General features: G+C 67.0%; 2 protein-coding genes. Both read right to left on the reverse strand.

The genetic code is table 11. The features are described 5' to 3' along the window. Nucleotides 1-255 precede the first annotated feature (255 nt). A complete protein-coding gene (locus tag M8R19_RS03555) occupies nt 256-4,344 on the reverse strand; it encodes a VCBS repeat-containing protein (RefSeq protein WP_249917041.1) in 4,089 nt (1,362 codons plus the stop codon). 1,309 nt (nt 4,345-5,653) lie between these two features. Beyond that, nucleotides 5,654-15,796 (reverse strand): Ig-like domain-containing protein, encoded by a 10,143-nt coding sequence (locus tag M8R19_RS03565; protein WP_283939438.1) that lies wholly within the window; start codon nt 15,794-15,796, stop codon nt 5,654-5,656. Between the last annotated feature and the right edge of the window lie 89 nt (nt 15,797-15,885).

The following is a 15,885-nucleotide window of genomic DNA, read 5'->3' on the forward strand; positions in this document are numbered from 1 at the left end:
TTGTCGTTCGGCGATGGGTCTTTCTACCGGCGGAGCACGGGCGGAAACACCGGGGATGTCCGAATCTGGGGAAGCAAAACGACCTACATCAGCCAGATTTTTCTGAACTTCGAAGAAAGGCCGCCGGGCCGATGCGGGGTCACGAGCCTGCTCGCGCCCGGGAAGAAAAAAGCGGCGCCACCAAGGGGGAGAAAATTCGGCGCCGCTGAAAAACGAATCGGTGCCCCGGCGCAAGCGCCGGGGCGGTTCAGGGCCTCAGACCATGATCTGGTGGTTCTGGATCAGGTTCAGCAGGTCGGTACGCACGCCCATCAGGGTGATCAGGTCGGTGGAGCCGACCTGTTGGCCGATGCCGTCGCGGTCCACGCTGATGATGGTGTTGTTGCCCTCGACGCGGCTCGACAGGTAGTCCAGCAGCCCCTGGGACGAGGCATCCAGCTGCAGCACGCCGTCATCCCGGACCAGGCTGACCGGGCCGCCGTAGCCGAGCATCCCGCGCAGGTCGATGATGTCGGCGTTGCTGTTGTTCAGCACGTTGCCAAGGCCGAAGCCGAACACCATGTCATGGCCGTTGCTGCCATCGGCGGAAACGTCCCAGGCATCGACCGGACGATAGGCCAGGGTGTCGTTGCCACCGCCGAAGAGGTAATAGATGTCGTCGCCACCACGGCCTTCGAAGCGGTTGCTGGCGGCGTTGTCCATGAAGGCGTCGGCGTACCAGCTGCCCTTCACGGCCTCGATGCCGATCAGGGTGTCATTGCCCATGCCCAGCGACTGGCCGCTCTGCAGGTTGACCTGCACGCCCTGCTTGGCGAACTGGTAGTCCACTTCGTCCAGGCCCTGGGTGGCGCTCCACTGCTTGCTGCCGTCGGCCAGCAGGTTCCAGCCGCCGCCGCCATTGATGACGTCGTTGCCTTCGGTGGCCATGAAGCTGTCGTTGTAGCCGGTGCCCACAGTGCCTGCGCCCTGGCTGTCGAAGCTCACGGTCGGCTTGCCGGCGGTCAGCACGTAGGCGTGCTCGGCGGCGCCGGTGACCAGGTTGCCCCAGGTCGGGTTGATCAGGCCCAGGTCCTCTTCGAAGCGGGCCGGGACCATGTTGCCGTTGCCGATGGCGGGCTCGGCCAGCAGCTTGGCGCTGTAGGTCTGGTTCGCGTCCAGGCCGTAGAAGTACACCAGGCCGGAGCTGTCGTTGGTCACGCCGGACTGCGGGTTGAGGATCTGGCTGGCGACCAGGCGGCCCGCCGCGTCGAACAGTTGCACGGTGTTGCCGAAGTAGCTGTTCACGCCGTTCTTGTCGAGGATGCGCAGGATCAGGCTGGTGCCTTCGACCACGTGGTTCTCGTTGCGGATCAGCACCGTGGGCGAGGAGTTGGTGTTCATGCCCAGGTGGTCCTTGCCGGAGGTGCGGTACAGCAGCAGGTCCACGGCGCCGTCGAAGTCGTAGTCCACCGCCACCGCGCCGGTGACGTTGTCGTAGGGCTCGTTGCCCAGCAGTTGGCCGCTGTTCAGCCAGTCGCCATTGCCGCGGTTGAGGAACAACACCGGCGACATACCGCCGTTGGTGCCGGACCAGGCGGCGTTCTGCCGCGGCGCCTCGATGACGTCCATCTTGCCGTCGTGGTTCCAGTCCACGGCGAAGGACGGGCCGCCGTCGAAGTGCACCAGGTTGCCGCGCTGGTCCTCGCCGAGGGCGTCGTTGAAGAACAGCGGATTGTCGTTGTCCATCCCCAGCCACTTGCCGCTGGCGTCGTTGCCCTTGTTCAGGTAGATGCGGCTGTCGTCGGAGTTGCCGTTGTAGCCGGTGGAGCTGCGGCTGCCGCGGGCCAGGAACAGGTCCAGGTCGCCGTCGCCGTCGAAGTCGGCCCAGGTCATGGAGGTGGCCAGGTTGCTGTATTCCGTGCCGCTGGCGCTATCGCTGCGGAACATCCTGCCGAAGGTCTGCTCCTTGCCAAAGCTGCCGTCGCTCTGGGTCAGCAATACACCCAGGGCGGTGTTGCCGTACTGGTCGTTGTGACCGGCCAGGTCCACGGCACCGTCGTTGTTGAGGTCGACGCCGCTGATCTCGGAACCCCACCAGGTATTGCCCTTCCGCTCCCCTTTCAGCACGCCGTTGTCGTTGCGGATGAGGTTGAAGCCCCAGCTACCGATGGTGTTGTCGACCACGATGAAGTCGGTGTAGCCGTCGCCGTTGCCGTCCCAGGCGATCACGCCGCCGATGTTCAGCCGGTTGGGGTTGTTGACCGAGCCTGCGGTGTAGGTGCCGTCCGCCTTGGCGGTCCATACCGGCAGGTCTGCGGAGTTGCCACTCACATTGGCGATGACGTCCATCAGGCCGTCGCGGTTGTAGTCGGCGAAGGTGGCCTTGGAGATCATGTGCCCATTGCCCTCCGAAGTGACCTTCAGCGGCTCGCTCAGGTAGCTGGCACGGTACTCGTCACGGTCCAGGCCGCTGTACACGTGGCCGGCGTTCTTGTAGGCGGTGGAGCTCAGGGCGTAGCCGGTGCTCTGGAAGAACGACCAGGTGCCGTCGGCGCTCATGGCCATGGCTGCGGTGTTGGAGCCGCGCACCGAGGCGACCGAGCCGCCCCAGCCGGTGTCATGGACGCTGAAGCCGGCCTCGTTGACCGGGCGGTGGGCGTCGGTCAGCACCTGCGGGCCGAAGCCGGAGTTGTTGCCGGCCACGTCCCAGGTGACGAAGCCCAGTTGCTGCTGGCCTTCGGGCAGGATGGCGTCGAAGCTCCAACGGCCGTCGTTGCCGGCCACGGCGTAGCCGACGATCTTGTCCAGGCCTTCCTGGTAACGGCCGTCGCGGTTGACGTCCTGCACCAGGGCCACGGTGGCGCCGGCCTCGGCCAGGCCGTACTGGGCGCTGGAGTAGTAGGCGCGCTCGCCGCTGAGGGTCTGCGTACCGAACTGCGGGGCGAAGGCGAAGGGCACCGGCGAGTCGATGTCGACGACCAGGGTGCGCTCGCCCAGCTCGACGCTGTTGCCGGCGTTGTCGGCCACCCGCAGTTTCACGCCCAGCTGCTGGCTGGCCGACAGCGGTTCGCTGGTGTAGCTCCACAGCTGGCCGCCGTTGGACATCAGCGTCTCCCAGGTCTTGCCGCCGTCCAGGGACAGTTGCAGGTGCTGGCCGATCTGCAGCGCGGCGCTGAGCTTGCCGGACAGGGTGACGCTGTTGTCACGGGTGATGAAGTCGTTGTTCTGCGCGCTCTGCGCGTTGCTGTACTGGCCGGCGATCTCCACCGCGGTGTCGGTGCCCAGCTCGATGCTGGAGTACATGTCCGGCAGCGGGTTACCGGCGTCGAAGACCACGTCCTGGGCCGCGTAGCTGCTGGCCACCGGGTTGCCCTGGGCGTCCAGCACGCGCATTTCGTAGCGCACCTGGGTGCCGAGGTTGTGCACGCTGGGATCGATGTAGATCCAGTCGGTGCCGAAGGCCTGCACGGTCTTCCAGCTGTTGCCGCCATCGACGCTGACCTGCAGCTTGGCGCCGGCCGGCAGTTCCTCGCTGAGGGTGCCCAGCAGGGTGATCTTCGAGGCGCTGGTGATGTAGTCGCCTTCCACGCCGGTGTCCGGGGTGATGCCGATGATGCTGACCTTGATGCCTTCCACCGGCTGCGGGGTCACCTCGCGGCTGATGGTGATCTGCTGGGCGGTCATGGCGCCCTGGTTGCCGGCGGCGTCGATGGTGCGCAGCAGGTAGGTGTAGTTGCCGTTCTGCAGCTCGCGCACGTCCTGGTATTGCCAGTAGGCGCCGCTGACGGAAGCGACGTCCTGCCAGGTGGCGCCGGTGTCCAGGCTGATCTGCAGCTTCTCGTTGGCGGCCAGGGCGGTGCTCAGGCTGCCGAACAGCATGGGCGTGGAGTCCGCGGTGACCAGCGGTTGCTCGGGCAGGGCTTCGGAAACGTTCTGGATGGTGGCCTGGGCGCTGGGCGGGGTCAGGTCGAGGATGAAGCTGAAGGGCGGGCTGAAGTCGCTTTCCAGACCGTTGCTGCTGTCGGTAGCGGTGGCGCGCAGCACTTGCACGCCCTCCTCGCGCAGTTCCTCGGAGGGGGTGAAGCGCCAGGAGCCGTTGCCCTGGACGATGGTGCTGCCGATCACCCGGTCACCGTGATAGACCTTGATCAGGTCGCCGGCGGCCGCGCCGTTGCCGATCAGCGTCGGCGTGGTGTCGTCGGTGTAGCCGTTGAGCTGGACGATGCCCTGGTAGGCCGGCGTACCGGCATCGTCGAGCACGTAGCTGATGTGCGGGGCGGGCGGCGCTACGGGCACTTCGAGCGGGTCGTTCTGGGCGAACACGAAAGCGGCCGTCTCGCGGGACAGGTTCTTGCTGACAGTCATGTGGTACTCCTGAGTCTAGTGTCGAACGGCGGCGGGCCGGGCCCGCCGCCGTTCGTTTGGCAGGCCTGCCGCTTGGCCCCGTCTGTGCGGGCGTCCGGCAGGCGAGGGAGGATGCTAAAAGGCCACCGCTGCCGTGTATCTAAGGCGCTCCCTAAAGTCCGGCGGCATTGGTCGGCGGCTGTCGGTGGGGGGCGGAAAAGGTTGTTCGCGGAGGGGGCGGGGCGTTCATGGCGGGATGGGGGGAGCCTCGGCGTCCCCATGGGGAGCGGTGTTCTGGCCGGCGGCGTATAGCCGCGAACGGTTATGCGCCCTATGGTTCCAGGGGCGCATGGTCGTGGCGCGTCCCGCGCTCGCGGGAATGACGAGGGGGCTGGGAGTCTCAGGATGACTTCGAATTCACCGCCCGCTCCGAACAGCCCCCTCTCCCGCTTGCGGGAGAGGGCTGGGGAGAGGGGCTCTTCTGCGGATTCTCAACCGCTACTCCAACCCCACCCCCCGTCATTCCCGCGAACGCGGGACGCGGCTCCATCGCGAACAGCGCTTGCGCTGGCCCGAAGGGGAATAACCCAGAGACTTTTGGGTTGGGGGCTCGGTGTAGCGCGCCGCTCCGAGTCTGCGGAGATTTTTTGTTTCGCCCCCTCGGGCGAGTCCCTTTTGTCAAACGGTGGAAGGCCACCCCCGCAAAAAGGAACCAAAAAGGCTTGCCCCGCATACGGGCCCGATGGAGCCGGGCTACCCTAGCGAGCTTGCTCGCGAACCGCCCGTCACTGGATTCCCGCGTTCGCGGGAATGACGGGGTGGGGTTCGGAGTAGCAGGATGACTCCGAACTCCCCGCCCACTCCGAACGGCCCCCTCTCCCGCTTGCGGGAGAGGGCTGGGGAGAGGGCGCTCTTTGCAGAGCCCCAACCTCTGTCGCAACCCCGTCGGAAGTCCGTAGGGCGCATAACGCCTACGGCGTTATCCGCCGAATCGCGGACAGAGTCCGCTCCTACGGTTCCAGGGAAGCACGGGCGTAGGAGCGGACTCCGTCCGCGATTGGATTCACCGGCCACGCCGGACGCTCCGGTGGCACGAACAGCCCCCCCTCCCTCCGGGAGAGGATTGGGGTGAGGGCAACGGCCTTCGCCGATGCTCCATCACTGAACCTCCGCTCGCTATTCCACCGGCCGGCCATGGCGACGGATATCGCTTTGCCCTCCCCCATCCGACAAGGCGTTTTTCAGGCGAAAAAAAACGGCACGGGCTTGCGCCCATGCCGCCTGAAAACCGGTCCGCCCGGCGCCGAAGCGCCGGGACGGGCCGGGTCGGTCAGACCAGCTGCTGCTGTTGCAGCGCCAGCAGGTCCTGTTTCACCAGCACGCTGTCGGGCACTGGCGCCTCGGCTGCCGGCGGGGTTGCCGCCACGCCCGGAGCCTGCGCCCCGGCCGGTGCCTGCAGCAGGCCCTGCAACGACAGCGGCTGCGCTTGCGCGACCGGCTCCTGGTGCAGTTCCAGCGCCGCGAACAGCCCGGCCATCAGCGCTTCCTCGCCCCCCAGGGGCTCGGCCAGCACCTGCGGTTGCAGCACGCTGTCCTCGAGGAAGATGGTGAACGGACCGGTGGGCGCCAGCCCTTCGGCCGCGGCCACCAGGCTCACGGAACCATCGGGGTTGGCCAGGAGGCTCAGGTCGCTGGTGGTGATGTACCAGTAACCATCCTCATCCACCGTCTGCGAGCCCACCGCTACACCGTTGGCATAGAGCGTCACGGTGGTGCCCAGCGGCGAGGAACCCTTGACCGTCAGAGTCACGTCCTCGGTGAAGTCCTCCTTCTGCAGGTAGACGCCAGCGACGTCGTCGCGCACGTTGATGATCGACGGGTCGGCAGCGATCGGCAGGGCGATGGTGAAGTCCCAGGGCTCGCTGAGCGGGCCCATGTTGCCGGCTTCGTCCACTGCGCAAGCCTGCAGGCTGTGCTTGCCCGACTGCAGCGGCAGGCGCGGTTCGAACGCCCACTCCAGGGTGGTCTGGTTGACCGTGGCCGAGCCGAGGAACTTGCCATCGTCGTAGACGTACACGTACTTCACGCCGAAGGTGTCGACCTGGCCATAGAAGTTCGGCCAGGGGTCGTCGGTCTTCCCGCCCTTCGGCACATCGCCCCAGTCCGTCTCGGGGTTCGGTCCGATCATGTCGTACAGCCCCAGGTTGGTGACACGGCCCGGTGCGGTGACATCCACGGTGAAGTTCCAGCCGACGCTGCGCTCGCCTTCGTTGCCGGCCTCGTCCACGGCGGCGGCGCTGAAGCGATGCGCGCCTTCGTAAAGCGCCTCTTCCGGCGTGAAGCTCCAGTTGCCCTCGGCGTCCACCGAGACGCTGGCGATCAGCAGGCTGCCGTCGTAGATGTTCACCCACTTGGCGCCGATGGCCTGGCCGCTGAAGGTCGGCGTGGCGTCGTTGGTCAGGCCGCTCTGCTCGATGGTGCCGGTGATCAGCGGCTCGTCGTCGACCAGGTCCAGAGCCGTGACGGCCTCCGGTGCCTGGGTGTCGACGGTGAAGCTCCACTCGAGGCTTTCGCTCGGCGTGCCGCTGGCGGTTTCGGCCACCAGGCTCAGGCTGTACTCGCCGTCGGCCAGTTCCGGCAGCTCGAACTGCCAGTTGCCGTCGCCATCGACCAGTGCGCTGCCCAGCAGCGTCTGGCCGTCATGGATGAGCACCCGCACCGCGCCGTTGCCGGCCGTGCCGGAGAGCATCGGCTGGGCGTCGTTGGTCAGCCCGCCCTGGGCGATCTCGCCGAGAATGCCTTCGACATCGTCGTAGACCGAGTCGAGGCTGAGGGTCGGCACCTGGGCCTGCACCTGGAAGTCCAGCGACTCGCTGGGCTCGCTGGCGTTGCCGGCCGGGTCGGTGACCACCACGCTGAGGCTGTGGTCGCCCTCCTCTAGCGGCTGCTCAGGCGTGAACTCCCACTGGCCGTTCTCGTCGATCACGACCGTGCCGATCACTTCACCGTTGTCGAGGATGCTCACGGTGTCGCCCGGCTCACCCGAACCACTGAGGGTCGGCTGGGTTTCGTCGGTCACGCTGCCCGGTTCGATCGGCCCGGTGATGGCGCCGGTGTTGTCCTCGGCGGTGACCATGCCCGGCTGTTCCGGCGCGGTGGTGTCGAGGATGACGGAGACCGCAGCGGTCTCTTCGCTATGACGACCGGCTTCATCCTGCGCCTTGGCGGTGATGACCTGTTCGCCATCGCCGGCCAGCGGCAGTTCGGCGCTCCAGTTGCCGTTTTCGTCGGCGACCGCGCTGGCGGCCAGTACCCCGCCGACATACAGCAGCACGAGGTTGCCGGCATCGGCGGTGCCCTTGAGCGACAGGCTGGTGTCGTCGGTGACATCGCCATCGTTCAGCAGACCGGTGACCGAGCCCAGGTCGTCGCGGATTTCGTCGATGACCGGCGGCTGCGGCAGATCGGTTTCCTCACCCACCAGGGTGAAGGCGATGCTGTCGCTGGCCTCGCCGATCTGGCCGATGGCGTTCACCGGACGGACCGAGATCGCGTGTTCGCCGGAAGCCAGTTCCGGCGCCTGGAAGCTCCAGTTGCCTTCGGCGTCCACCGCGGCGGTGCCCAGCAGGGTTTCGCCGTCGTACACCTCCACGTACGTCGCCTCGCCTTCGACATGGCCCTGCACGAGCGGGGTGGCGTCGTCGGTGGAGCTGCCGTTGGCGATGGCGCCTACGACCGGACCGAAGTCGTCGAGCAGTTCGATACGGTCGATGACCATGGCCGGTACGCTGCTGTCGACGCTGAAGTCCAGGGACTCGCTCGGCTCGCTGGCATTGCCGGCCGGATCGGTGACCACCACGCTGAGGCTGTGGTCGCCCTCCTCCAGCGGCTGCTCGGGAGTGAACTCCCACTGGCCGTTTTCGTCGATCACGGCCGTGCCGATCACTTCACCGTTGTCGAGGATGCTGACGGTGTCGCCCGGCTCACCCGAACCACTGAGGGTCGGCTGGGTTTCGTCGGTCACGCTGCCCGGCTCGATCGGGCCAGTGATGGCACCGGTGTTGTCCTCGGCGGTCACCATGCCCGGCTGTTCCGGCGCGGTGGTGTCGAGGATGACGGAGACCGGGGTGGTCTCGTCGCTGTGACGGCCGGCTGCATCCTGCGCCTTGGCGGTAATGGCGTGTTCGCCATCGCCGGCCAGCGGCAGCTCGGCGCTCCAGTTGCCCTGTTCATCGGCGGTGGTGCTGGCGACCAGTTCACCGTTCACGTACAGCAGTACGAGGTTGCCGGCATCGGCGCTGCCGTTGACGGTCAGGCTGGTGTCGTCGGTGACGTCGCCATCGTTCAGCAGGCCGGTGACCGAGCCCAGGTCGTCGCGGATTTCGTCGATGACCGGCGGCTGCGGCAGCGGGGTTTCCTCGCCCACCACGGTGAAGCCGATGCTTTCGCTGGCCTCGCCCACTTGGCCAATGGCGTTCACCGGACGGACCGAGATCGCGTGTTCGCCGGAAGCCAGCTCCGGCGCCTGGAAGCTCCAGTTGCCTTCGGCGTCCACCGCGGCGGTGCCCAGCAGGGCTTCGCCGTCGTACACCTCCACGTACGTCGCCTCGCCTTCGACATGGCCCTGCACGAGCGGGGTGGCGTCGTCGGTGGAGCTGCCATTGGCGATGGCGCCTACGACCGGACCGAAGTCGTCGAGCAGTTCGATACGGTCGATGACCATGGCCGGTACGCTGCTGTCGACGCTGAAGTCCAGGGACTCGCTCGGCTCGCTGGCGTTGCCGGCCGGGTCGGTGACCACCACGCTGATGCTGTGGTCGCCCTCCTCCAGCGGCTGCTCAGGCGTGAACTCCCACTGGCCGTTTTCGTCGATCACGGCCGTGCCAATCACTTCACCGTTGTCGAGGATGCTGACGGTGCCGCCCGGCTCGCCCGAACCACTGAGGGTCGGCTGGGTTTCGTCGGTCACGCTGCCCGGCTCGATCGGTCCAGTGATGGCACCGGTGTTGTCCTCGGCGATCACCATGCCCGGCTGTTCCGGCGCGGTGGTGTCGAGGATGACGGAGACCGCAGCGGTCTCTTCGCTGTGGCGGCCAGCTTCATCCTGCGCCTTGGCGGTGATAGCGTGCTCGCCATCGCCGGCCAGCGGCAGTTCGGCCGTCCAGTTGCCCTGCTCGTCGGCCACCACGCTGGCGGCCAGTTCGCCGTCGACGTACAGCAGCACCAGATCACCCGCGGCAGCACTGCCGTTGACGGTCAGGCTGGTGTCGTCGGTGACGTCACCATCGTTCAGCAGACCGCTGACCGAGCCCTGGTCATCGAGGATTTCGCTGATGACCGGTGCTTCCGGCTGTGCGACCTCCGGGCCCACCACTTCGAAGCGGATGCTTTCGCTGGCTTCGCCGGTCTTGCCGAGGGCATCCACCGGCACGGCGCTGAAGGCATGCTCGCCGCTTTCCAGCTCCGGCGCCTGGAAGCTCCAGTTGCCCTGGGCGTCCACCGCGGCGGTGCCCAGCAGGGTTTCGCCGTCGTAGACCTCCACGTACTTCGCCTCGCCTTCGACATGGCCCTGCAGCAGCGGCGTGGTGTCGTCGGTCTTGTCGCCATCGGCGATCAGGCCGGTGAGCGGACCGAAGTCATCCACCAGCTCGATGCTGTCGATGACCAGGTTGGCTACCGCGGTGTCCACGGTCAGTTCGAACGGACGGGTCGGTTTGCTTTCGTTGCCCGCGACATCGCTGGAAGTAACGGTCAGGCTATGGGCGCCATCGGCCAGTTCCGGCAGTTCCAGGCTCCAGTCGCCGTTCTCGTCGGCGAGGGTGCTGCCGACCAGGACGTCATTGTCATAGACCTTGACCAGGCCGTTGGGCTCGGCCTCGCTGCCCTGCAGGGTCGGGGTGGCGTCGTCGGTGGTGTCACCGCTGGCCAACGATCCCTGGAGCAGGCCGGCGTTGTCCAGCACGGCGTCGAGGATCGGGCGGTCCGGGGCCTTGGTGTCGATCACCAGGCTGAACTCGGCCTGGGCGGTGGCGCCGGTGGCGCTCTGCACCTCGGCGGTGTAGTGGTGCTCGTCGTCGGACTGGCCCACCGACAGGCGCAGGCTCCAGTTGCCTTCGGTATCGGCGACCACACTGCCGAGAACGAACCCGGCCTCGGAGATGATCACCAGCGCGCCCGGGGTGGCGGTGCCCACCAGGGTCGGCTGCCGGTCATTGGTGACGCCGCCGTTGGCCACCTCGCCAGTGATGCTCTCGACCTGGTCGAGGGCCATGTCGATGGTGACGAACGCAGGCGTGGAATCCACCACGAAGTCCAGGGCCTCGCTGGGCTCGCCAACGTTGCCGGCCGCATCGGTGATGACCACGCTGATGCTGTGGTCGCCGTCCTCCAGCGGCTGTTCCGGGGTGAACGTCCAGTTGCCGTTCTCGTCGACGGTGGCGGTGCCGATCTCCTCGCCATTATCGAGGATGCTCACGGTATCGCCCGGCTCGCCCGAACCGCTGAGGGTCGGCTGGGTTTCGTCGGTCACGCTGCCCGGCTCGATGGGACCGGTGACGGGGCCGGTGCTGTCCTCGGCGATCACCATGCCCGGCTGTTCCGGCGCGGTGGTGTCGAGGGTGACGGAGACCGCAGCGGTCTCTTCGCTGTGGCGACCGGCGGCGTCCTGCGCCTTGGCGGTGATGACCTGTTCGCCATCGCCGACCAGCGGCAGTTCGGCAGTCCAGTTGCCCTGCTCGTCGGCCACCACGCTGGCGGCCAGTTCACCGTTCACATACAGCAGCACGAGGTTGCCGGCCTCGGCGGTGCCCTTGAGCGACAGGCTGGTGTCGTCGGTGACGTCGCCGTCGTTCAGCAGGCCGGTGATCGAACCCACGTCATCGCGGATTTCGTCGATGACCGGCGGCTGCGGCAGATCGGTTTCCTCACCCACCAGGGTGAAGGCGATGCTGTCGCTGGCTTCGCCCACTTGGCCGATGGCGCTCACCGGACGGGCGGAAATGCTGTGCTCGCCGCTCTCCAGTTCCGGCGCCTGGAAGCTCCAGTTGCCTTCGGCGTCCACCAAGGCGCTACCCAGCAGGGTTTCACCGTCGTAGATTTCCACCCAGGCGGCTTCGCCTTCGACATGGCCAACCACGGTCGGGGTGGCGTCGTCGGTGGAGCTACCGTTGGCGATGGCGCCGACTACCGGACCGAAGTCGTCCTGCAGTTCGATGCGATCGATGACCATCGGGGCCACGCTGGTGTCGACGCTGAAGTCCAGGGACTCGCTCGGCTCGCTGGCGTTACCGGCTGGGTCGGTGACCACCACGCTGATGCTGTGGTCGCCCTCTTCCAGCGGCTGCTCAGGCGTGAACGCCCACTGGCCGTTCTCGTCGATCACGACCGTGCCGATCACCTCGCCATTGTCGAGGATGCTGACGGTGTCGCCCGGCTCACCCGAACCACTGAGGGTCGGCTGGGTTTCGTCGGTCACGCTGCCCGGCTCGATGGGCCCGGTAATGGCGCCGGTGTTGTCCTCGGCGGTGACCATGCCCGGCTGTTCCGGTGCGGTGGTGTCGAGGATGACGCTGACCGGTGCAGTCTCGTCGCTGTGGCGGCCAGCTTCATCCTGCGCCTTGGCGGTGATGACCTGTTCGCCATCGCCAGCCAGCGGCAGTTCGGCAGTCCAGTTGCCCTGCTCGTCGGCTACCACGCTGGCAGCCAGTTCGCCGTTGACGTACAGCAGCACGAGGTTGCCGGCATCGGCGCTGCCGCTAACGCTCAGGCTGGTGTCGTCGGTAACGTCGCCATCGTTCAGCAGGCCGCTGACCGAACCCTGGTCATCGAGGATTTCGCTGATGGCCGGTGCGTTCGGCAGGGCGACCTCCGGGCCCACCACTTCGAAGCGGATGGTTTCGCTGGCTTCGCCGGTCTTGCCGAGGCTGTCCACCGGTACGGCGCTGAAGGCGTATTCGCCGCTTTCCAGCTCCGGCGACTGGAAGCTCCAGTTGCCCTGGGCGTCCACCGCGGCGGTGCCCAGCAGAGTTTCGCCGTCGTAGATTTCCACGTAGGCGGCATTCGTCCCTTCGACGTGGCCCCGCAGCAGCGGCGTGGTGTCGTCGGTCTTGCCGCCGTCGGCGATAAGGCCCTGGACCTCGCCGAAGTCGTCGACCAGTTCGATGCTGTCGATGACCAGGTCGGCCACCGCGGTGTCCACGGTCAGTTCGAACGGACGGGTCGGCTTGCTCTCGTTGCCCGCGGCATCGCTGGAGGTAACGGTCAGGCTATGGGCGCCATCGGCCAGCTCCGGCAGCTCCAGGCTCCAGTCGCCGTTCTCGTCGGCGAGGGTGCTGCCGACCAGGGTGCCGTTGTCGTAGACCTTGACCAGGCCGTTGGGCTCGGCCTCGCCGCCTTGCAGGGTCGGGGTGGCGTCGTCGGTGGTGTCGCCGCTGGCCAGCGCGCCCTGGACCAGGCCGGCGTTGTCCAGCACGGCGTCGAGGATCGGGCGGTCCGGGGCATTGTTGTCGATCACCAGGACGAAGTCGGCCTGGGCGAACTCGCCGGTGGCGCAACGGACTTCCGCGGTGTAGGTGTGCGAGCCTTCGGACTGGTTACGGTCCAGGGTGATGCTCCAGTTGCCCTCGGCGTCGGCGACCGCGCTGCCGAGCACCAGCCCGGCCTCGGAAAGGACCACCAGCGCGCCGGCGGTGGCGGTGCCCACCAGGGTCGGCTGCAGGTCATTGGTGACGCCGCCGTTGGCCACGCTCTCCAGGCCCGGCTCGACGTCGTCCAGGGCGTGGTCGATGCTCACCTGCGGCGCCTCGCTCCAGACGCTGAATTCCAGGGCGTCGCTGGGCTCGCTGAGGTTGCCGGCGGCGTCCTGGGCCTGCACGGTGATGCTGTGCGAACCGTCGGCCAGCGGCGGCTCGGGGGTGTAGCTCCAGTCGCCCTGGGCATCGGCCACCACGCTGCCCAGGGGCATGCCGTTGTCGCTGATGATGACCGTGGAGCCCGGCTCGGCCTGGCCGCTGAATTCCGGGGTGTTGTCGTTGGTGGCGCCATGCTGGGTGATCGGGCCCTGCACCACGCCTTCGTTGTCGTCGGCGCCCACCTGTTCCGGCTTGTCCGGCGCGGTGGCGTCGAGGGTGATGGATACCGGAGTGGTTTCGTCGCTGTGGCGGCCGGCATCGTCCTGGGCCTTGGCGGTGATGACCTGTTCGCCATCGCCGACCAGCGGCAGTTCGACGCTCCAGCTGCCGTCCTGCTCTGCCACCACGCTGGCGGCCAGTTCGCCGTTCACGTACAGCAGCACGAGCTTGCCAGCTTCGGCGCTGCCCTTGAGCGACAGGCTGGCGTCGTCGGTGAGGTCACCATCGTTCAGCAGGCCGGTGAATGTGCCCTGGTCGTCGAGGATTTCATCGATGACCGGCAGTTGCGGCAGCGGCGTCTCGTCACCCACCAGGGTGAAGCCGATGCTGTCGCTGGTCTCGCCTTCCTGGCCGATGGCGCTCACCGGGCGGGCGGAAATGCTGTGCTCGCCGCTCTCCAGTTCCGGCGCCTGGAAGCTCCAGTTGCCGTCGCCGTCCACCAGGGCGGTGCCCAGCAGGGTTTCGCCATCGTAGATTTCCACCCAGGCGGCTTCGCCTTCGACATGGCCCACCACGGTCGGGGTGGCGTCGTCGGTGGAGCTGCCGTTGGCGATGGCGCCGACTACCGGACCGAAGTCGTCCTGCAGTTCGAGATGGTCGATGACCATGGCCGGTACGCTGCTGTCGACGCTGAAGTCCAGCGACTCGCTGGGCTCGCTGGCATTGCCGGCCGGGTCGGTGATCACCACGCTGATGCTGTGGTCGCCCTCTTCCAGCGGCTGTTCCGGGGTGAATTCCCATTGGCCGTTTTCATCGACCACGACCGTGCCGATCACCTCGCCATTGTCGAGGATGCTCACGGTGTCGCCCGGCTCACCCGAACCACTGAGGGTCGGCTGGGTTTCGTCGGTCACGCTGCCCGGCTCGATGGGGCCGGTGATGGCGCCGGTGTTGTCCTGGGCATCCACCATGCCCGGCTGTTCCGGTGCGATGGTGTCGAGGGTGATGGACACCGGGGCGGTTTCGTCGCTGTGGCGACCGAAGTCGTCCTGGGCCTTGGCGATGATGACATGCTCGCCATCGCCGGCCAGCGGCAGTTCGGCAGTCCAGTTGCCCTGCTCGTCGGCCACCACGCTGGCGGCCAGTTCGCCATCGATGTACAGCAGCACCAGGTTGCCGGCCTCGGCGTGGCCCTTGAGCGACAGGCTGGTGTCGTCGGTGACGTCACCGTCATTCAGCAGGCCGGTGACCAAGCCCAGGTCGTCACGAATTTCGTCGATGACCGGCAGCGACAAGGGCGGCACATCCGGTCCGACCACTTCGAAGTCGATGGAGGCGCCCTGGGCGCCACGGTTCTCGGCGGCGTCCATCGGGAAGACTTCGAGGTGGTGCACGCCGGAATCCAATGCGTCCGGGGTGTATTCCCAGTTGCCCTGCTCATCCACCAGCACCCGCGCCAGGACGTTGCCGTCGAGGAGGATTTCCACCCACTTGACGCCGGTGGCGGCAGCGTTCGCCACCTGGCCCTCGAGCCTCGGGGTGGTGTCGTCGGTCTTGCCGCCGGCGGCGATGACGCCGGTGACCGGGCCGAAGTCGTCGTGCAGGGTGAAGCTCACCATGGCCTCGTCGGGCGGGGTCAGGTCGAGCGTCAGTTCCAGTTGCTGGAAGGACTTGTACTGTCCCCCCTCGGTATGCACGTTGCCGGCGGCATCAATCATGAAGAACTTGAGCGTATAGTTCCCCTCCTGCTCCGCCAGGCCCTCTGGCCAGTCACAGCGCCAGGAGCCATCACTACCGATCTCGGCAGTGACAGTGACCTTCTCCGTACCATAGTGAATTTCCAGCAGCACGGCATGCATGTCCGCTTCGCTGGCCTGGCCGGCGAACTTGCCCACGAAGCTCGGCTGCGCGTTGGCCTGTACCTGGCCATCGTCCATCGCCAACGGGCGCTCGCCGGCCAGCACTTGCAGGGGCTCTTCCAGCTCGACCGGCTCCGGCAACTGGCTATCGAAGGTCACCCGGTAGGGGTCGGAATCGACGCCGTCGACGGTGATGTAGAAATCGACCACGCCATCCTGGAACGGCATGTCGATGTCCAGGGCCCAGGTGCCGTTCTTGCGCACCACGACGCTGCCCAGTTCCTGCACCTCACCGGATTCGAGAACGACGCGGATGAACACTTCCTGGCCCACCGTAAGGCCGGAGCCCTTGAAGGTCGGCGTCTTGTCGTTGGTATATCCGCCCGACTCGACCACACCCTTGAGCGTGCCGATATCGTCCTCGATGAGGAATTGGGGCTTGTCCGCACGCGGCGCGGGCGCATCCTGTCCGGCGGATGCGTCCTGCGCAAAGGGCAGGCTGGCCTGCGGCCGGTCCTGATCGTCGTTCCAGTTCTTGTCGGTCATGCGCCGAGACTCCTTCAAATCGTCAATTGGCAGTCATCGCCACCCGGTGTGCGGGAGGCTGAAATCAGCGGGCAATGAGCGCCGGCGCC

It is taken from the genome of Pseudomonas sp. R3.Fl, assembly GCF_023516765.1.
GTDB lineage: Bacteria > Pseudomonadota > Gammaproteobacteria > Pseudomonadales > Pseudomonadaceae > Pseudomonas > Pseudomonas citronellolis.

What these genes read in the sequence shown, in the direction of transcription:
- M8R19_RS03555 (WP_249917041.1), bottom strand. Translation starts at nt 4,344, where the DNA reads ATGACTGTCAGCAAGAACCTGTCCCGCGAGACGGCCGCTTTCGTGTTC.
- M8R19_RS03565 (WP_283939438.1), bottom strand. Translation starts at nt 15,796, where the DNA reads ATGACCGACAAGAACTGGAACGACGATCAGGACCGGCCGCAGGCCAGC.